Source organism: Streptomyces sp. NPDC006798 (assembly GCF_040635975.1).
Lineage (GTDB): Bacteria > Actinomycetota > Actinomycetes > Streptomycetales > Streptomycetaceae > Streptomyces.
The window spans coordinates 116539-134826 of sequence record NZ_JBEYIS010000018.1 but is presented as its reverse complement, the minus strand read 5'-3'; the positions used below and the strand labels follow the sequence as shown (position 1 = coordinate 134826).

Annotated in this window: 18 protein-coding genes and 2 pseudogenes; 8 read left to right on the top strand and 12 right to left on the bottom strand. The window is 71.9% G+C overall.

The features are described from left to right. The 3 genes from ABZ714_RS15225 to ABZ714_RS15215 all read right to left on the bottom strand — a co-directional run. The coding region (locus tag ABZ714_RS15225) for a BTAD domain-containing putative transcriptional regulator (RefSeq protein WP_358825666.1) at window positions 1-540 on the bottom strand (540 nt) is incomplete at its 3' end. 187 nt (window positions 541-727) lie between these two features. Then, a complete protein-coding gene (locus tag ABZ714_RS15220; RefSeq protein ID WP_358825665.1) occupies window positions 728-1486 on the bottom strand; it encodes a polysaccharide deacetylase family protein in 759 nt (252 codons plus the stop codon). A 360-nt stretch (window positions 1487-1846) separates the two neighbouring features. Then, window positions 1847-2308: a nitroreductase family deazaflavin-dependent oxidoreductase gene (locus tag ABZ714_RS15215; RefSeq protein ID WP_358825664.1), complete on the bottom strand. Its 462-nt coding sequence runs from the start codon at window positions 2306-2308 to the stop codon at window positions 1847-1849. A 222-nt stretch (window positions 2309-2530) separates the two neighbouring features. Here ABZ714_RS15215 and ABZ714_RS15210 point away from each other — a divergent pair, with 222 nt between their 5' ends. Next, entirely contained in the window at window positions 2531-3154 is a 624-nt protein-coding gene (locus ABZ714_RS15210; protein ID WP_358825663.1) for a GyrI-like domain-containing protein, read from the top strand. A gap of 22 nt (window positions 3155-3176) precedes the next feature. Here the strand turns inward: ABZ714_RS15210 and ABZ714_RS15205 are convergent, their stop codons facing one another. The 7 genes from ABZ714_RS15205 to ABZ714_RS15175 form a co-directional block, all read right to left on the bottom strand. Beyond that, complete coding sequence (locus ABZ714_RS15205) at window positions 3177-3713, bottom strand: GNAT family N-acetyltransferase (protein WP_358825674.1); 537 nt, start codon at window positions 3711-3713, stop codon at window positions 3177-3179. 41 nt (window positions 3714-3754) lie between these two features. Next, window positions 3755-4123 carry a GntR family transcriptional regulator gene (locus ABZ714_RS15200; RefSeq protein WP_358825662.1) on the bottom strand — a complete coding sequence of 123 codons (369 nt, stop codon included), beginning with the start codon at window positions 4121-4123 and terminating at the stop codon, window positions 3755-3757. Window positions 4124-4174: 51 nt separating this feature from the next. Then, on the bottom strand, window positions 4175-5221 hold the full coding sequence (locus ABZ714_RS15195) for a hypothetical protein (protein WP_358825661.1): 1047 nt from the start codon (window positions 5219-5221) through the stop codon (window positions 4175-4177). A 144-nt stretch (window positions 5222-5365) separates the two neighbouring features. Beyond that, window positions 5366-6544 carry an oxygenase MpaB family protein gene (locus tag ABZ714_RS15190; protein WP_358825660.1) on the bottom strand — a complete coding sequence of 393 codons (1179 nt, stop codon included), beginning with the start codon at window positions 6542-6544 and terminating at the stop codon, window positions 5366-5368. Window positions 6545-6648: 104 nt separating this feature from the next. After that, window positions 6649-7707, bottom strand: a complete 1059-nt coding sequence (locus ABZ714_RS15185) for a polyprenyl synthetase family protein (protein WP_358825659.1) — start codon at window positions 7705-7707, stop codon at window positions 6649-6651. After that, entirely contained in the window at window positions 7697-7996 is a 300-nt protein-coding gene (locus ABZ714_RS15180; RefSeq protein WP_358825673.1) for a polyprenyl synthetase, read from the bottom strand. The genes ABZ714_RS15185 and ABZ714_RS15180 overlap by 11 nt, the downstream gene beginning before the upstream one ends. Before the next feature lie 514 nt (window positions 7997-8510). Next, window positions 8511-8966, bottom strand: coding sequence for a GNAT family N-acetyltransferase (locus ABZ714_RS15175; RefSeq protein WP_358825658.1), 456 nt, complete (start codon window positions 8964-8966; stop codon window positions 8511-8513). A gap of 80 nt (window positions 8967-9046) precedes the next feature. Between ABZ714_RS15175 and ABZ714_RS15170 the strand changes: the two genes are divergently transcribed. The 3 genes and pseudogenes from ABZ714_RS15170 to ABZ714_RS15160 all read left to right on the top strand — a co-directional run bounded on the left by ABZ714_RS15170 (window position 9047) and on the right by ABZ714_RS15160 (window position 12016). Beyond that, entirely contained in the window at window positions 9047-9805 is a 759-nt protein-coding gene (locus tag ABZ714_RS15170; protein ID WP_358825657.1) for an SMI1/KNR4 family protein, read from the top strand. Window positions 9806-9979: 174 nt separating this feature from the next. Then, a pseudogene (locus ABZ714_RS15165) lies at window positions 9980-10096 on the top strand (DNA-binding protein); the annotation flags it as partial. 357 nt (window positions 10097-10453) lie between these two features. Beyond that, window positions 10454-12016: an APC family permease gene (locus tag ABZ714_RS15160; RefSeq protein WP_358825656.1), complete on the top strand. Its 1563-nt coding sequence runs from the start codon at window positions 10454-10456 to the stop codon at window positions 12014-12016. 108 nt (window positions 12017-12124) lie between these two features. Here the strand turns inward: ABZ714_RS15160 and ABZ714_RS15155 are convergent, their stop codons facing one another. Both ABZ714_RS15155 and ABZ714_RS15150 read right to left on the bottom strand, forming a co-directional pair. Continuing rightward, window positions 12125-13522, bottom strand: coding sequence for a DHA2 family efflux MFS transporter permease subunit (locus tag ABZ714_RS15155; RefSeq protein WP_358825672.1), 1398 nt, complete (start codon window positions 13520-13522; stop codon window positions 12125-12127). A 341-nt stretch (window positions 13523-13863) separates the two neighbouring features. Further along, window positions 13864-14346 carry a MarR family winged helix-turn-helix transcriptional regulator gene (locus ABZ714_RS15150; protein ID WP_358825655.1) on the bottom strand — a complete coding sequence of 161 codons (483 nt, stop codon included), beginning with the start codon at window positions 14344-14346 and terminating at the stop codon, window positions 13864-13866. A gap of 252 nt (window positions 14347-14598) precedes the next feature. Here ABZ714_RS15150 and ABZ714_RS15145 point away from each other — a divergent pair, with 252 nt between their 5' ends. From ABZ714_RS15145 to ABZ714_RS15130, 4 genes and pseudogenes are all read left to right on the top strand, one after another. Further along, a complete protein-coding gene (locus ABZ714_RS15145) occupies window positions 14599-15441 on the top strand; it encodes an LLM class F420-dependent oxidoreductase (protein WP_358825654.1) in 843 nt (280 codons plus the stop codon). Window positions 15442-15557: 116 nt separating this feature from the next. Next, window positions 15558-16145, top strand: a complete 588-nt coding sequence (locus tag ABZ714_RS15140; RefSeq protein ID WP_358825653.1) for a TetR family transcriptional regulator — start codon at window positions 15558-15560, stop codon at window positions 16143-16145. Window positions 16146-16602: 457 nt separating this feature from the next. After that, window positions 16603-16815 (top strand): hypothetical protein, encoded by a 213-nt coding sequence (locus ABZ714_RS15135; protein WP_358825652.1) that lies wholly within the window; start codon window positions 16603-16605, stop codon window positions 16813-16815. Window positions 16816-17163: 348 nt separating this feature from the next. Beyond that, window positions 17164-18088: pseudogene (locus tag ABZ714_RS15130) on the top strand (DNA-binding protein); the annotation flags it as partial. Window positions 18089-18288 lie beyond the last annotated feature (200 nt).

The window sequence follows — 18288 nt, the reverse complement described above, 5'->3', positions numbered from 1 at the left end:
GAGCCGCCACTCCTCCAGCCGGGCGCGCTGTCCCTCCGCGTACGGCCCGGGGACATTGGCCAGCGGCTCCCCGTCCCACAGCCCCAGCGACTTGTTGACCAGCATCCGGGCATGGCCCGGGTCGCCCGCGGCCCGGGTCTTCTCGGCCGAGGCCGCCAGCTCCTGGGCCACGAACAGATCGAGGGCGTCGCGCTCTATCCGCAGGGCGTACCCGCCCGACTCGGAGACCAGGGTCGTCGCCGAAAGCACCTTGCGCAGCCGGTGCGCGTACGTCCGGATCGCGGCCAGCGCCTGGGACGGCGGCTCCTCGCCCCAGATGGCGTCGATCAGCTCGTGGGACGTCGCGGTGCGGCCGTCGCGCAGCAGCAGGGCGGAGAGCAGGGCCCGTTGCTGTGGGGAGCCGGTCTGCAATGCCGTCCCGGCGCGCCAGGCGCGCACCGGCCCGAGCACGCTGAAACGCAGCTCCACGGCGTCATTGTTGACCTCGTTGGGCGCCGGAGATCGCTGCTCCGGTACGCGAGGCCCGCGTTCACGGTCCATGCTGCCCCCTGCCCCCAACTGCCGGTTCGCACCCACAGTCTGCCTTGTGTACGACAACTCCGTCAGCAGCGGAGCGCTTCATTCGGCTCATTGCCCGGGACGGCGGGCCGCCTAACGCCCCTTGGCGATCATCCGCCACATCCGCCAAGACCTCCTCCGTTTCTCCCCGGGGACGGGGGACGAAGCGTCAAGGTCGGTAGATTTCACCGGGGTTCGCCTTGGCGGGGGCCAGAAGTTGGGAGACCGTGACGAAGGTGTAGCCCCGCTTTTTCAACTCCGTGACGATCCCGGGAACGGCGGGAACCGTCCCATCGTAGATGTCATGCAAAAGGATGATTCCATCCTTCTTGACCTGCTTGAGGGTCCGCTCCTTGATCAGCTCGGAGTCGGTGGTGGCGTAGTCCTTGGCGGTGGTGCTCCAGAGGATCTGCGCCAGCCCGAGATCCTTCGACACCTCGGTGACGTCGTCGTTGATCCGGCCCTGCGGCGGACGCATCAGGGTGGGCTTCTGCCCGGTGATCTTCTCCAGTTCGATCTGGGTCTTCTCCAGCTCCTCGCGGATCTCGCTCTTCTTCAGCTTGTCGAGCCGGGGGTGGGTCCAGGTGTGGTTGGCGACCTCGTGCCCCTCATCGGCGAATCGTTTCACCACCTTCGGCCAGCGGTCGAGATGGTTCTTGCCGAGGACGAAGAAGGTGGCGGGCACCTTCTCCTTCTTGAGGTAGTCCAAAAGCTGGGGGGTCTTCACGCCGGGGCTGGAGTCGAAGGTCAGGGCGATGCACTTCGCCTTCTCGCAGTCGACGGTCCCCGGTGCCACCTCCCCCTTGGCCTTGCCGCGCGCGGTCGCGGGCGCCGTGGTGTCCATGCCGCAGGCCGCGAGGCCGGGGACGAGGGTGACGAGGGCCGCCGCGGTGGCTATTCGGCGGGCTTTCCTCCTGGTGGCGGGCATGGTGAAGATCTCCCTGGGGCATCTGGAGTGGTCGATTCCGCATGCACACTACACACGGGCCGCGACCCGTCCGGCAGGGGGACGGGCGAGGGGGAAGACGTATTTCTCTGTGGCTCGGTTCGCCTCCGGGGCGCTTGAGCCGTGTTCTTCAGTCGATCGTGCTCGACCGCTCGTTCCTCGCGGCCTGCGCGCGCTCTCCTTCCAGAACACGACGCGCCCCTTCGGCTCACTCGCCTCTCCGGTGCGAGGGCGGAACCAGGCGCCCGGGGGCACGCCGCTTCCGCTCGCTCGCCCTCTCCGAGGGGAGGGCAAGGCGAGGGCCCCCGGGGCATGCGGCTTCGGCTCACTCGCCTCTGCGGGTCAGCCGGCCGTCCCCGGCTCGGACCGCTCCAGCGCCACCACGGGGATGACCCGCTCCGTACCGGCCTGGTAAGCGGCGAAGGCCGGTACGCGCTCGCCCTGCTCCCGGTAGAGCCGGGCGCGCTCCTCCCCCTCCAGTACGGTCGCGATCCCCGCATACGTCTCCACGCCGCCCTCGCCGTCGCCGATCTCGACGGTCACCCGGGGGTCGGCCAGGACGTTCCAGTACCAGTCGGGGTGCCGGTGGGCGCCCCCGTTGGACCCGAAGATCAGGATCCGGCCGCCGTCGCGCGCGTACGCCACCGGATTCGTCCGGGGCTGCCCGCTGCGCGCACCGGTCGAGGTGACCAGGACGAGGGGAAACCCCTCGAACACCCCGCCCACCAGGCCGCCCCCGGCCCGGAACTCCTCGATGATCTTCCGGTTGAACTCCGCGTTCGACTTGGGTCGCTCGTCGGACATGGTGGGGTCCCTTCGATGGCGCCGACTGGCTGACGGTCTCGGTCCCCACAGCAAAGCACCCGCGTCCCGCCATACGACAACACCACCAGGGGACTTACGCCGCCGCCTGGGATATCACCGGGTGGCGGTGGTCCGGCCGGAGGCGACGCGCGCTCCCCGGAAGCGCTTTACTGAGCGGCCCGCCCGCAGTGGAGGGCCCCGCCACCCCGAGGAGAGACCGCCATGGCGCCGTACGACGTCAAACGCGAGCTGAAGGAGCTCTACGCCCCCAGGAACACGACCTGGGCCGTCGTCGATGTGCCCGGGCAGCGGTTCATCGCGGTGGACGGCAGTGGGAACCCCAATACGTCGCCCCGGTACACGGCCGCCGTCGAAGCCCTCTACGCGGTCGCTTACACCCTGAAGTCCGCCGCCAAGCGGACCGACGGCGGTGACTTCGTCGTCGGCCCGCTGGAGGGGCTGTGGTGGGCGGACGACTACGCCGCCTTCACCACCGGCGCCAAGGACTCCTGGAACTGGACCATGCTCATCTGGCTCCCCGAGTGGATCACCGACGCCATGGTCGCCGAGGCCCGGGAGGCCGCCCTCGTAAAGAAGAAGCGGCCGGAGATCGCCGAGGTGCGGGTGGTGTCCCTGGCCGAGGGGCCGAGCGCCCAGGTACTGCACATCGGCTCCTACGACGACGAGGCGCCCCTGCTGGCCGAACTGCACGACACCTATCTCGCCGCCAACGGCCTCCGTCCGAGGGGGCACCACCACGAGATCTATCTGGGCGATCCGCGCCGCACCGCGCCCGAGAAGCTCAGGACGGTGCTCCGCCAGCCGGTGGAACCCGTGACTCCGTAGCGGGCGGCCCGGCCGTCCGGGGCTATGGGCGCGGCGCCTGGGGCCCGGACGTCCCGGGCCCGGACGGTCCGGTCAGCGGCAGATGCATGATGTGCAGCCCCACATAGCCCAGCTCCGGATGGCGGAAGCCCCCGGGGAGGGTGCCGATGATCCGGAAGCCCAGGGACTCGTAGAGCCGTACCGCGTGGACATTGGTCTCCACGACCGCGTTGAACTGCATCGCGCGGTAGCCCCGGGCGCGGGCCCAGTCGATGCTGTACGAACACAGGGCCCGGCCCACGCCCCGGCCTTCGTGGGCGGGGTCCACGAGATAGCTGGCGCTGGCGATGTGGGAGCCGTTGCCCTGGTGGTTGCGGTTCATCTTCGCCGTGCCGGTCACCTTCCCGTCGGGAGTGGTGGCCACGATCGTCAGACCGGGCGGCGACAGCAGCCACCAGCCCGGGGCCTCCTCGGCGGAGAGATCCGTCGGGAAGGTGAACGTTTCGCCCGCCGCCATCACGGGGTGGAAGAAGGCGGCTATCGCGGGCCAGTCGTCGGCGGTGGCCTCGCGCAGCAGCAGCGGTACGCCGTCACGGGTGCGGTACTCGGTGGGGTCGGTCGTCATGAGCTGGTCCCGGGGTTCAGGGTCGTACGGATCAGGGTGAGGAGTTCGTCGTCGGAGAGGCCGATGGCACGGGCCTCGGCCGCCAGGTCGTGGACGCGCTGGACGAGCCGGCCGCGCCCGGGGCCGGCCCGGTCGCTGATCACCGCGCCCCGGCCCCGGCGCAATTCCACCAGGCCCTCGTCGCGGAGCTTCTGGTAGCCCCGCAGGACCGTGTGGAGATTGATGTCGAGGGAGCGGGCGAGGTCCCGGGCGGCGGGGAGCCGTTCGCCGGGGGCCGCGGCGCCGTCGGCCAGCGCGCGGCGTACGGAGGCCGCGACCTGGTCGCTGAGGGAGAGCGACGACTGGGGGTCGATCCGGAAGAGCATGCTCGGCCTCGGGAGGGGGTCGCCTGGTGGTCGGGAGGGGGTGCCGGGTGGTCAGGGGGCGGCGCGGTGGGCCCGGGCCGCCAGGGCGTTGAGCGTGGCGGCGGCGGTGGCCGCGTCGTCCACGGTCACCAGGAACGTACCGCCCGACGCCCGGTCGACGGCGAGCGCGTCGCCGGATCGCAGGATCACCCCGCTCGCCCCGGCGCGGATCCGGTAGCCGAAGCCGCCGAAGTCCCGTACGGCGCTGACCCGCCGGGCGGAGGCGGTGGCGATCTCGTCCAGGGGGATCCGGACCCGGGGGCGGCGCAGCCCGGCCGGGGTCACGGTCAGCCCGCGGGCGTCCGCCGTGACCCGGATCCGGCCGGTCGCGGCGAAGGCCGCGCCGAGGGGGACCGCCAGGGCGAGGAGCCACCAGCCCGCGTAGGCGCCCGTGACGGCCAGGGTGGCCACCGTGACGCCGCCCGCCGCGAGCACCCCCGGCGAACCGGCGGTACGGGTCCAGGCGATCTGCTCCCCGGGGCCGAGGGGCAGCCGCCGGGCGCCGGAGGCCGGGCCGTCGTCGGTACGGGCGGCGGGCGCCGGATCGGGCCCGGCGGCGAACCAGGCCAGGGCGCCGGTCACGGCCCAGGCGGCGAGGGCCCACAGGATGTGCCAGCCGGAGAACCGGACGGTCGCCGGGTCGTCGATACCGGTATTGGCGAGCAGCAGCATCACCAGCACCCAGTCCAGGAGGGCGAGCGTGCCCGCGCCCATCGCCGACATCGCCCGGGGCACGGACGCCTGCCCGGCACGGGCGGGGAGGCGGGAGAGCAGGGCGAAGAGGGCCCCGACACCGGTGAGGGCGAGGGCCGCCGTCACGACGAAGGCGGTCCGGTCCGTGAAGCCGTCGGCGCGGCCGTCGGGGCCCATGTGCGTGGCGAGTTCGTCCGGCAGCCGGTCCCGTACGGCGAAGTAGACCGCGAGGAACACGGCCACGGCCAGCACCGCCGGGACGACGGCCACCAGCGCGCGGCGCCACCGTCCGGCGGCGGCCGGGGTCGCGTCGGTGGTCGCCTTCGAGGTCTCCGGGGTGGAGTCCGGGGTCGCGGGACGTCTCACAGCACCCTCCAACCGGTTCGGTTAGTTCTATGTCTACTAGAACAATAGCGGTCGGGGGTGTCACAAAGGAAGAGGGGACGGGCCTCGACGGGCCCGTCCCCTCTTTTGTCAGGTGCTTCTCCTGCCGGGTGTGACGGAGTCCCGTCAGCCGACCGTCGCCGGGGGCGGGCTCCAGCGGTTCTTCGGGAGCACCGTGTCCGGTACGCCGTACTCCTTGCGCAGAGTCTCCGGGATCGCGTAGTGCATCACCCGCCCCCGGGTCAGCGCCGAGAGTTCCAGCCCGGAGACGAGATCGCCGAGCCGGTCCAGCGCCCACGCCCCGTACGGCGAGCGGTCCTCGATCGTCTCCAGCGCCCCCAGCAGACGCGGTACGGCCCCGACCGCCGTGTCCCAGGGGGTACGCGGCACCCGCAGCCAGTCCGCGCAGGTGTCGCCGACCAGATGCCGGACCAGCGCGCCCACCAGCGGATCGAAGAACGTCCCCGGCACGACCTCCTCATAGAGGTCGATCAACTGGCGGGTGAGATGGACGCCCTCCTCCGACGGACCCATATTGAGGGTCATATAGAGGTCGAAGTACTGGCGGCCCTCCTCGACGGTCTTCGGTACGGACACCTGGTCGATACCGAGCATCGCGCCGACCACCCGCCAGGCGTAGAAGAACGCGTCGGCGCCCTCGTTGCTCATATGGATACCGAGCCGGTGCAGACTGTCGAGGACCAGCATCGAGAAGATCATCTGGCCGCCGATCATGTCCTCCTGGGAGATCGGCGTCCCCTCGGCCGCCCGGTCCCAGTGGCCGTCCCGGAGCAGATGGTGGCGGATGGAGGCGTGCAGCAGCCGGACCTTCTGCGCGGCCGGTACGAACTTGCTGCCCGCCTCGAACGCGTCGGGCCGCATCAGATAGAGCACGAACTGCCCGGTCTCCGCCATCCGCTTCGACGGATAGGCCAGCGAATGGGTCGCCGACAGCAACCGGGCCACCCGCGGCACGACATAACAGGCGGGCATCGAGGCGAAGGAGAGGGCGGTATTGATATGGACGTTGTTGTCCACGAAGAACAGCCGGGCCCGCTCCATCCGCTCCCAGTCCACCCACGCCGGTGGCGCGGCCGTCGCTTCGAGATAGGCGCGGGCCGCGTCCGGCAGCCCCTCGGGGAGCGGGGACCCGGCCGTGGAGACGTACCGCATCAGGGTGTTGAAGGTGCCGACGTCGCCGCCCTCGATCAGCGCGGCGACGGTGGCGTCGGCGAGTTCGTCACCGGCGTTCCGCAGGGTGTGCAGGGACGTCTCGGTGTACGGGTGCACGGGGTGGGTGGTCATGGGAGCCCTGCCTTTCGGAGCGGTCGGGGGTGGGGGTGGGTACGGGCTGCGCGGCGTACGGGCTGCGCGGTGTCGCGTGGCGGCTCTCCCGGGCGACACCGGGCTCAGAACTGGCGTACGGTCGCCGACCGCGCCAGCGCCGTCAGCGCGGCGGACACCGGGCCCGGCACCGCGAGCCCCGCCAGCGCGTCCGTCGCCTCCGCCACCCGGTCCGTGATCATCCGCTCGATCCGCTCCGGCGCCCCGAGCCGGGTCATCAGGGCCCGTACCGTCTCGACCCCGGCCGCGTCGAGGGACCGGCCCCGGGCCAGCAGCCGCCGCAGCTCGGCGCGTTCGGCCTCCCCGGCCGCCCGCCAGGTCTCCGCCAGCAGCGCCGTCGGACGGGCGGTCCGCAGATCGTCCGGGCTCGCCTTGCCCGTCCTGGCCGGATCGCCGAAGAGCCCCAGCAGATCGTCCCGGAGCTGGAACGCCTCGCCGAGCGGCAGCCCGTACGCCGAGAAACCCGCGCGCAGCCGGTCACCGGCCCCGCCCAGCACCCCGCCGATCAGCAGCGGCTGCTCCACCGTGTACTTGGCCGTCTTGTAGCGGATCACCTTCAGCGACGACTCCGTGTCGGGAGCCGTACCCGTACGCAGGATCTCCAGGCACTCGCCCGCGATCAGCTCCCGCGCCAGCGCCGACCACAGCGGCCGGGCCCGGGCCAGATAGGCGGCGGGCAGCCCGCTCGTCGCGAACAACTGCCCCGCCAGCGCCATCAGCAGATCCCCGACCAGCATCGCCAGCGACCGGGCCGCCGTCACGGTCCGGGGCCGCTGCCGCAACCGGGCCCGCAGGGCGACATGGGCCGTGGGGCGGCCGTGCCGCAGCGGACTGTCGTCGATCAGATCGTCGTGTACCACCGCGGCGGCGTGTATCAGCTCCATCGACGCCGCCGCCAGCAACAGGGCGTCGCTGTCCGGCTGACCGGCCGCGCGCCACCCCCAGTAACAGAACGCGGCCCGCAGCCGCTTGCCGTCGGCGACGGCGTCCTCGACCTGCTCGGCGACCGGAATCAGCTCCGGGTCGATGGCGACGAGCTGATCCGTCTCCCGGCCGACGAAGCCGCGCAGCGCGTCGTCCACCCGGGCCTTGAAGGCGCCGGGATCGTAGCGGTCAGCCACCATCGGAAGCGACGGCGGCGGCGCGGGAGTGGCGGGCCAGTACCTCCAGATGGGCCGGGGGCCGGGACGCGTACCGGTCGATCGCGATCCGGCCCCGGGCCCTGAGGTCGTGCCCGGCGTCCTCCAGCAGATCGGCGGTGTCGGAGCGCCGGAGCAGTCCCCGTACGGTGTCCACGGCTGTGCCCACCACCGTGCCGGCCGTACTCAGCGCCAGATCGGCCAGCCCGGCTGCTATCAGCACGGCCTGCTCGTCCAACCGCCTGTCCTGGCCGGCCTCCGGTGACGACGACATCGACATCCCGCCTCCCCAGCCCGCGAAACGCCCGTTCACGGCCCTGATTCAGGGTGTCGCGGGGGGTACGGCGCGGACGAGGGCGCGAACGGATATCCGTCCCAAAGGATGATGCCTCGTAAGCCCATCCGTTTCCCGGGGCCGGGCCCCGGGCCGACCCACTCCGGCCCGGGGCGCGTCCCCGCCCGAGCCTGGGGAGCTTCCCCCTGCGGGGGCGGTCAGCCGAGGGTTTCAGGGGCGCGTCCCTTGCCAGGTACGGTCAGCCAGAGGCAGTTAGGAGCGCGGGGAACTGCGCGCTCAGCCACGGACGGGCCGCAGTCCGGATGCATACCTCGGTGGCACCGCCGTCTTGCGCCTTCGGCGCGCCGGAACCGTACGGCTCCCGTACGCCGGATCCGGTCCGCGGACCGTGGCCGGCTGGTCGCGCAGTTCCCCGCGCCCCTAGAGCGTCCGGCCGACCGGTCTTGGTAAGAGGCGCGCATCCAGGACCTCGGGCCGGCCGGGCCTCGCAGGCTCAGAGGGGGCGGGTGAAGAAGAGGGAGCCGGGGGCGTCCTCGTAGGGCGCGAAGGGCGGCGCGGGGGTGTAACCCGAGCGCGTGTAGAAACGGATCGCCGCTTCCTGGCGATCGCCCGTCTCCAGGGACAACCGCGTCCAGGACCGGCCCCGAGCCCGGTCCTCCAGGGCCGCGAGTACGGCCGCCGCCGCGCCGGTGCCCCGGGCTGGCGGGGCGACGTACATCCGCTTCACCTCGCCCGTGGCGGCGTCGACGGGCCGGAGCCCGCCGCAGGCGACGGGCGTACCGGCCGGGTCGTACGCGACGACGAAGACGGGCACGTCCGCGGCGGACGGGGCGATTCCGGGCTCGCTGTCGGGTGTGCCGTACAGCTCGGCCATCTCGGCGCGCTGGGCGGCCCGCAGGGCGATCGCGTCGGGCGCGGACCAGGGGACGTCTTCGATCGTGAACTCCATGCCCGGATTGTCGCCGGGGAGTGTTTCGGCGGGATGTCGGCGGCCGGGGGATTGTCAGTGGTGCCCTCTACCGTCGGAGCATGGACATCGTGGTGGAGATGCGGGCCGCCGTCGCGGAGCGACGGGCCGCGTGGGAGTTCGTACGGTCCTTTGTCGCCGCCTGGTGCGCCGTGCCCCTCGCCGAGGGGGACGGTGGCGGCGTCGACGGATACCGCGCGGACGAGATCGCCGAGGCCGAGCGGCGGCTCGGGCTGACGCTGCCCGCCGCGTTGCGGGAGGCGTACGCCCTGCTGGGCAGGCGCCCCGATCTCACCAGCAATCAGGACTCGCTGCGCCCGCTCGCCGAGCTGGCGGTGGAGCCGGGCGAAGAGTCGGACGGGTCGGGGGCCGTGCTGGTATTCCGGGACGAGAACCAGGGAGTGTGCCGCTGGGGGATACCCCTGGCGGAGCTGGACCGGGACGATCCGCCTGTTTTCGTACGGGCCGATCTCGCGGACAAGTCGGCGGAGCGCTGGGAGCCCTGGCTGGACCGGGTGTCGCACTGCTTCGTGGAGATCGTGCTGGCGGAGGCGGTGCACGAGCCGGAGGAGCTGGCCGCGTACTCGGACGAGGTGGACCGGGAGACCCTGACGGCGACGCCGTGGCTGGTCCGGCTGCCGTTCCCCGACTATCCGGTGGGCGCGCCCACGGCCACCCGTTGGTACGCGGGGCGGGACGCGCTGCTCCGGGACGACGACGGGATGGTGTCCGTTCGGGCGCGCGGTACGGAAGAGGCGCTGGACCGGGTCCTGGACGATCTTCTGGGCCCGGAACCGGTCGATACCGTTCCTAATCAGTGAGCAGGAGTGAGTCTTGGACCCAAGCCTGTGCACTGCGGACATTCCGAACGGTTCTGGATGTCCTGGTCTCCCGCTTTCGCTCTGTATCCGGCTGCACGGATCGTGTCCGTGGTCCGGGAATACGGGGGCGGGTTCCCTCACGCCTTGGGGTACTCGGTCGAACTCGCCGAGCGCATGGGCTACACGGGGCGGCATGTGTCGGCCGTCGAAACCGGCCGCAAGCCCCCGACCCGCCGCTTCGCGATGAGTGCCGACACGGCTCTCGGGATCGAAGGAACAGGCGACGGCTTCGCCGCCTTCGTGGCGGGAGTCAAGGGCGACGGCTTCTCCGCAGTCTGACCCGCGCCCCGGCGATCACCAGGCCCGCTGCTCCGGCCAGTGCCCGGATCGGCGGGGCCTGGTCATGATCCGTCCGGGAACGGACTGCTCGCCCAGGGCTCAGGGGAAAATTTCAAAAGGGGCGAAACGGGCGCTGCTGCGGTTATCGCATCTCGGGAAGAATGCCTTGAGCCTTGCAAACCTCGATAAGTGATCGCCGTGCGGCTTTCATGTCCAGGTAGTCCATCCTTCACGGCAAGGAAATCCAAGGTTCGATATTCGGACGCTTTCCCTCCGGATGTGGAAATCGTAGGGCTTACCGTCCTGTCCATGACTCAGCTGGATGCCCGGCCCCAGGCCGCCGGGGACACGGGAGGGGCCGCCGCCCCCCGCGAAGGCGGTGGCGTACGCGGCAAAGGGCTCGGCGGGAACTCCGTCGGGCTGATGGGCAGTACCGTCATCGGGATCTCCACCGTCGCGCCGGTCTACTGCCTCACCTCGACCCTCGGGGCCACCGCCGCGGTCGTCGGGCTCCAGATGCCCGCGATCTTCCTGGCCGGGTTTCTGCCGATGCTGCTGGTCGCCTTCGCGTATCGCGAGCTGAACCGGGTCATGCCGGACTGCGGGACGTCCTTCACCTGGACCGTCAAGGCGTTCGGGCCGAAGATCGGCTGGATGTGCGGCTGGGGTCTTGTGGTCGCCACGATCATCGTGCTCTCCAATCTCGCCGGGGTCGCGACCTCCTTCTTCTGGCTGCTCGCGGGCGAGATCACCGGCAGCGAGTCGGTGGCGGCGCTCGACGACGACAAGGCCGTCCACATCCTCACCGTGCTCGTACTGATCGCGATCGCCACCGCGATCAGCTACCGGGGGATGACCGCCACCAAGAGCGTCCAGTACGCCCTGGTCGGGCTACAGCTCCTGGTGCTGGCGATCTTCGTCGCGATGGCGCTGGGCAAGGCGGGGGAGTTCGGCACATCGCTGTCGTTCTCCGCCGAGTGGCTGAACCCGTTCGCCGTGGAGTCCTTCGCCGCCTTCACCGCCGGGCTCTCCCTCTCGATCTTCATGTACTGGGGCTGGGACGCCTGCCTCAGCGCCAACGAGGAGACCACCGGCAGCGGCAGGACCCCCGGCCGGGCGGCGCTGATCGCGATGGTCGTCCTGGTCGGCTCGTATCTCGTCACGGGCGTCGTGGCGCAGATGGCCGTGGGCTCCGGCGAGACCGGTCTGGGGCTGGCCAATCCGGAGACCTCGGACAATGTCTTCGCCGTACTCGCCGGACCGGTCATGGGTACCGGGCTCGGGGTACTGCTCTTCGTCGCGGTGCTCGCTTCCGCGACCGCCAGTCTCCAGACGACCTTCATCCCGGTGGCCCGTACCGTGCTGGCGATGTCGTCGTACGAGGCCCTGCCGCCGTCGTTCCGGAAGGTGAACACCCGGTTCAAGACGCCCGGTCTGGCGACCGTCGTCGCGGGCGTCGGCACCGGCGCCTTCTACACCGTGATGACGCTGCTGAGCGAGAACGTCCTCACCGACACGATCTACGCCCTCGGGCTGATGATCTGCTTCTACTACTCGCTGACCGCCTTCGCCTGCGCCTGGTACTTCCGCCGCGAGCTGCGCCGCTCCGGCCGCGACCTCGTCTACAAGGGCGTCTTCCCGGTCCTCGGCGGGCTGATGCTGGCCGCCGTCTTCTTCAAGACGCTCTACGACATGTGGGACCCGGCCTACAGCGGCTCGGCCGTCGGCGGTGTCGGTACGGTCTTCGTCATCGGCGTCGGCCTGCTCCTCCTGGGCCTGGTGATCATGCTGGTGATGCGGTGGAAGAGCCCGGCGTTCTTCCGGGGCGAGGTCCTGACCCGCGACACCCCCTCCCTGGTGATCGGGGACTGAGCCCGGGCCGGGGCCCGGTCCCGTAAGGCGTACGGCGCGCGCGTACGGCGAGGGGCGGGCCGGACGGGAAGTTCCCGTACGGCCCGCCCCTCGGGTGTCTCGGGCGTATCAGTGGAAGGCGGGCGCGGGTACCTCCGCCCGCTCGCCCTCCTCGGTCCGCTCGTCCTTCGCCCGGCCGCGCAGCAGGAGCAGGGCCGCCACGAAGGCCGCGATCACGATTCCGGTGCCGACGGTGAAGGCGAGCTGGTAGCCGCCGGTCAGCGCCTGGGCCTGGGAGTTCCCCCGGTCGAGACCCGACTCGGTACGGGACGCCGCCAGGGTGGAGAGGACCGCGACACCGATCGCGCCGCCGAGCTGCTGGGTGGTGTTGAAGAGGCCCGACGCCAGCCCGGCGTCCTCGGCGGCGACCCCGCTCATGCCCAGCGACGTCAGCGCCGGGAGCGCCAGACCGACACCGGCCGCGAGGATCATCACCGGCAGCAGGTCCGTCACATAGTTCGCACCGGTCGCGGGGACCCGGGTCAGCAGGCCGAGCACGCCGACCAGGAGCGCCAGACCGGTCAGCAGGACCGCGCGCTCGCCGAACCGGCCGATCAGCCGGGCGGAGACACCGAGGGCGGTGACTCCGATGATCACGGCGGCGGGGAGCATCGCGAGGCCCGTCTCCAGCGCCCCGTACCCCAGCACCTTCTGGAGGTAGAGGGCGACCAGGAACTGGAAGGCGAAGAGCGCGGAGACCATCAGCATCTGGACCAGGTTGGCGCCGACCAGGCCGCGGGACCTGAGCAGCCGGGGAGTGATCAGCGGGGTGCGGGCCGTGGCCTGGCGGATCGCGAACCCGGCGAGCAGGGCGACGGCGACGGCGCCGAGTCCCAGGGTGTGCGGGTCGATCCAGCCGTAGTGCTCGGCCTTGACGATGGTGTAGATGCCGAGCGTCAGACCGGCGGTGACCAGGGACGCGCCGATGATGTCGGCACCGGCCCGGAGCCCGAGACCGCGGTCGTTCGGCAGCAGCGGTACGGCGAGGGCGAGGACGGCGAGCCCGATCGGCAGATTGATGGTGAAGATCCAGCGCCAGTCGAGGGCGTCGGTCAGCACCCCGCCGAGCACTTGGCCGATGGAGGCGCCCGCGGCGCCGGTGAAGGCGAAGACCGCGATGGCCTTGGCGCGTTCGCGGGGCTCGGTGAAGAGGGTGATCAGAATGCCCAGTCCGACGGCCGACGCCATGGCGCTGCCGACGCCCTGGAGGAAGCGGGAGGCGATCAGGACGCCCGGGGAGGTCGCGACCCCGGCGAGCAGGGACGCGGCCGTGAAGACCCCGATCCCGGACAGGAACATCTTCTTCCGGCCGATCAGATCGCCGAGCCGTCCGGCGAGCAGGAGCAGCGCCCCGAAGGGGATCAGATAGGCGTTGACCACCCAGCTCAGACCGGCCGGGGTGAAGCCGAGGTCCTGCTGCATGGCGGGCATCGCGACGGTGACGATGCTGCCGTCGAGGATCAGCATCAGGGTGCCGACCGCGACGACGGCGAGTGCCGCCCAGCGCGACCGGCCGCCCTCGGCCGAGGGATCCGGCGGTGCGCCGGTGGTCCGGCGGCGGCCGGCCGTCGGTGCGGGTTTCCCGGTGGTTCCGGCGGCCGTGTCGACGGCGGTAGCGACGGCGGTAGCGGCGGTTCCGGTGGCCGTGGTGCCGGAGGTGGGCTCGGCGGAGGTCAGCGTCATGGTCGGTCTCCCGTGTCCGTGGTGGCGACAAGAAAGACCGTAGCAGATAGTTCCGTTGCAGACTATCTATCTCGGTTGTTTATTCGGTTGGTCCGTACGGGCGGCGGGCGCTCCGCCGCCCGGGGTCAGCGCTGTCGTGGCCGCCGGGTGGCGGCTCCTTCGCCGGGCGTCGACAGCGCCCCGTCGACGAGCTGACCCAGGGCGCGGACGAGGGTCCGGGCGTCCGCGTCCGACAGGCTCGTGAGCACGCTCCGGTGCACCTCGTCGACGATCCGCTCGCTCCGCCTCAGGACGTCCCGCCCCTTCTCCGTCACCGCGATGATGCGCGCCCTGCGGTCCCGGGTGGACTGCCGCCGCTCGGCCAGACCCTGCTTCTCCAGGGCGTCCACGGTGACCACCATCGTGGTCTTGTCGATGTCCCCGATCTCGGCGAGCTGCGCCTGGGTGCGCTCCTCGTCCACCGCGTGCACCAGGACGCAGTGCATCCGCGCGGTCAGATCGATCTCGGCGAGGGCGGTGGACATCATGGTCCGCAGCACATGCCCGCTGCGGTCCAGGAGGTAGCTGAGGTCCGGCTCGGTTCGCTGCTGCTTCGTCATGGAGGGCATGCCCCCAGTCTAACGATCCCGGTTGTTTCGGGATTATCCGCAACCGGACTATCCGGTGCCGAAGGGTCTCGGCGGGATGCGCGCCGGGTCGCCCGGGGCCGCTCCGGGTGTCTTATACGGGCCGGTCGGGGAACCCCGCCCCCGCGCGTCCCGTTGTCGGTGCAGTCGTGGCCCGTGTACGGGGCGGGGAGCCGACCGGCCCGCGCCCGGCCGCGGTCGTCCGTCCGCCGTCGACCCATCGAAGGAGCCGGAATGCGTATCGCGGTAACCGCCGCCCTGACCGATCAGGCGATCACCCCCGTGAAGCTGGCGCGCGAACTGGAGGAACGCGGTTTCGACGGGCTCTATCTGCCCGAGCACACCCATATCCCCGTGGCCCGCGAGACTCCGTTCCCCTATCAGTCGGACGGTCGGCTCGACGACTGGTACGGGCGGTTGCTCGACCCCTTCGTCGGGCTGGCCCAGGCCGCCGCCGTCACCAACCGGCTGGCCCTCGGCACCGGCGTCCTGCTGGTCGCCCAGCACGATCCGATCGTGCTCGCCAAGCAGGCCGCGACCCTCGACCACCTCTCCGGGGGCCGCTTCACCCTCGGTGTCGGCTTCGGCTGGAACCAGGAGGAGGCCGCCGACCACGGTGTCGACTGGCCGAACCGGCGCGATCTGGTCCTCGACCGGATGCGGCTGATGCGGGCGCTGTGGGCGGCCGAGCCGACCGCGTACCAGGGCGAGTACGGCTCCGTCCGCGCGTCGCACGCCCATCCCAAGCCGGTCCGCGGCGGCTCCCCGCGCACCCTGCTCGGCGGCGGCGCCGGGCCCAAGCTCTTCGCGCACATCGCCGCGTACGGGGACGGCTGGCTCCCCATCGGCGGCGCGGCGCTCGACACGGGGCTGCCCGTTCTGCGTACCGTCTGGGCCGACGCGGGCCGCGACCCGGCCGCCCTCGAAGTGGTGCCGTACGCGGTCGAGCCCACCCCGGAGAAGCTGGCGTACTACGCGGACAACGGCGTCGGGGAGGTCGTCCTCCTGCTCCCCGACGCCGACGAGTCCGGGGCGCTGCGCGCGCTGGACGGGTTCGGGCGGTATCTGGAGTCGTAGCCCCGGGAGGCGGTGGCGCGGCTGCGGACCTCCAGAAGATCACTCCATCCGTAGTACTCTGCCCACAGTGGTCGAAAGGCCGGGACGGGGCCGGCGCTACGGATGGAGTGATGGCAGTGGTCCGCAGAAACGACGAGCGCAGGGCGGCGCTGGTGGACGCCGCAATCGAGGTCCTGGCCAGGGAGGGCGCCCGGGGGCTGACCTTCCGCGCGGTCGACACCGAGGCCGCCGTCCCCAACGGCACCGCCTCCAACTACTTCGCCAACCGCGACGAACTCCTCACCCAGGCCGGATCCCGGGTCTACGAACGCCTCCAGCCCGACGAGGCCACCATCCGCCGGGTCAGTACCGCCGACCGCGACCTGGAGACCTACGCCCAGTTGATGCGCGAACTGGTGGAGCGCGTCTCCTCGTTCCGTACCGGCTATCTCGCCTTCCTCGAACTCCGCCTCGAAGGCACCCGCCGACCCGAACTCCGCCGAGTGCTCACGGAACGTGTCCGGGCCGACGTCGAGGCCAATGTCGCCTACCACGAGGCGTCGGGGCTCCCCGGTGACGCGATGGCCGTCAAGCTGCTGATGCTCACCCTCAACTGGCTGATCGTCGAACAGCTCACCCTGCCGGACCTCTATCCGGAGGAGGAGCGGGAGGCCCTGGTGAAGGCCGCGGTGGACCGGATCGTCGGGGCGGGGCCGGCGGAGTAGGCCACCCTCGTCGTCGCGTACGTCCCCCGGGGCTCATCCGCCGCACCCGTTCGCCGCCCCCCTCGGCACGGGCTCGGCGGACGAGCCCCGGGGTTTGTTGCGTGTTGCCGCCCCCTATCCGCCCGAGAAAATTGTTTCACCTGGTGGGAGAGGGTGGGCAACAACTTCTCGGCGTCGAATTCTTGATCGGGACGGCGGCGTGACAGCCCGCCGACCGAGACGGGCCGAGCAAGGCCGACACAAAGCCCGGCCGGGCCGAGACAAAGCCGAGCTGAGACAACGCCGGGCCGAGCAAGGCCGAGCCGAGACAGTGACAAGGGGGGACAGTCGGATGGCACGTATCCCTATCCGCATCCGTAGCCGTTCCGACCGTCCGGGACCGACCGTCCCGCGACGGGGACTGCTGCGCAGAGCCGTGATCCCGGGCAATGCCGCCTTCGCGGCATCGCTACTCTCCGTGACCCTCCCTCTGTCCGCCCAGGCCGACGGAATGATCGTCTACTCCAACCGCGGGACCGCCAAGGGCTCGTTCGCCACCAACGGCGACGTCCTCTGCGTCAGCGGCGGCGAGGCCGGGCGCCGTACGGGCGCCGTGCACTCCCGGATCTCCGAAGGCCCCTTAAGACGGCGGCCGGGAGAACAGGACCACCTGGGCGCCGCCCAGGGCTGAGCCACCCGGGCGGGAGACCCGGGTCATGAGAGCCGCCGCCCGTCCCGGGGAGGTTTCCGGCCCGACGTAGGGGCCGGGCCGGGACGCCGATCCGATGCGGCGGGCGGCGGTCGGGGGAACCGGGGGACAGACAGGGTTCGGAGCCGCATCCGCGTTCGGCTCCGGACCCGTCCCCCGGCACCGGGGGCCCGGTGAGATGGGATCACGCCGGGCCCTCCGCCGCGCCGTGGGTAGAGTCCGGCCTGACCAGCCGGGCCGCGCCGACGGCGCCGATGCGGCGGAACAGCCCTCCGCGACAGGGCACATGGGGAAGCGGGGGGACGCGCGGGGGAGACGGGGGGGGAACGGGTGGGGCGCCCGGAGGCGCCGCTGGACCCGCACGGGGGGCCGGTTCAGCGGTTCGCGACCGAGCCGCGCCGATTGCGCCGCGAGGCGGGCACACCCACCTACCGGGCGATGGCGGCGAAGGCCGCCTTCCCGGTCCCCGCGCTCTCCCGCGCGGCCGGTGGCGAGCAACTGCCGTCCCTGGCTGTGGCGCTGGCCCGCGCCGAGGGGCCGGGGTCGCCGCGTACGGCCCCGAAGCGCGCCGCCGGACCCGACGGCGCCGCGAACCCCGCCACACCCCGCGACACCCTCATCGTCGTGGACCAGTTCGAGGAAATCCTCACCCTCTGCCAGGACCCCGACGAGCGCGCGGGCTTCATCCGGCTGCTGCTCGCCGCCCGCCACCCCGCCGCCCGGCCGCGGGTCGTCATCGCCGTCCGGGCCGACTTCCACGGCCGGTGCGCCGCCCACCGCGAACTCGCCGGTGCCCTGTCGGCCGCCTCCCTGCTCGTCGGCCCGATGACCCGGGACGAGCCGCGCCGGGCCGTCGTCGGACCCGCCCAGCGCGCCGGGCTGATCGTGGAACGCGAGGTCACCCGAAGGATCGTGGCCGAGGTCGACGGTGAACCCGGCGGACTGCCCCTGCTCTCCCACGCCCTGCGCGAGACCTGGCGCCGCCGCCGGGGCCGGGTCCTGACGACGGCCGCGTACGAGGCGTCCGGGCGGCGCGCACGGGGCGACCGCCCGGTCCGCCGAGGACGTCTGCGGCGAACTCACCCACGAACAGCGGCGGCTGGCCCGGCTGGTGACGCCGCGGCTCGTCACCTCCGGCGACGGCTCCCCCGACACCCGGCGGCCCGAACCCCGCGCCGAACTCTCCCTCGGCGACCCGGACGCGACGGCGGTCGTGGTCGAACGGCTCGTCCGGGCCCGGCTGCTCACCCTCGACCGGCGGCGGGCGGCGCGGGCGGGGTCAGACTCCGGGACGTGGATTCCCGCCACTCGCTGGGCTCCCCGCTGCCCACCCCCGGCGACCCGGTGCTCTCCGTCGCCTTCTCCGGGGACGGCCGCACCCTGCACACCACGGGACCGCACACCGGCCCGGCCCGGCATACCCTCGACCCCGCGAAGCCGGCGGCCGGCGTCTGC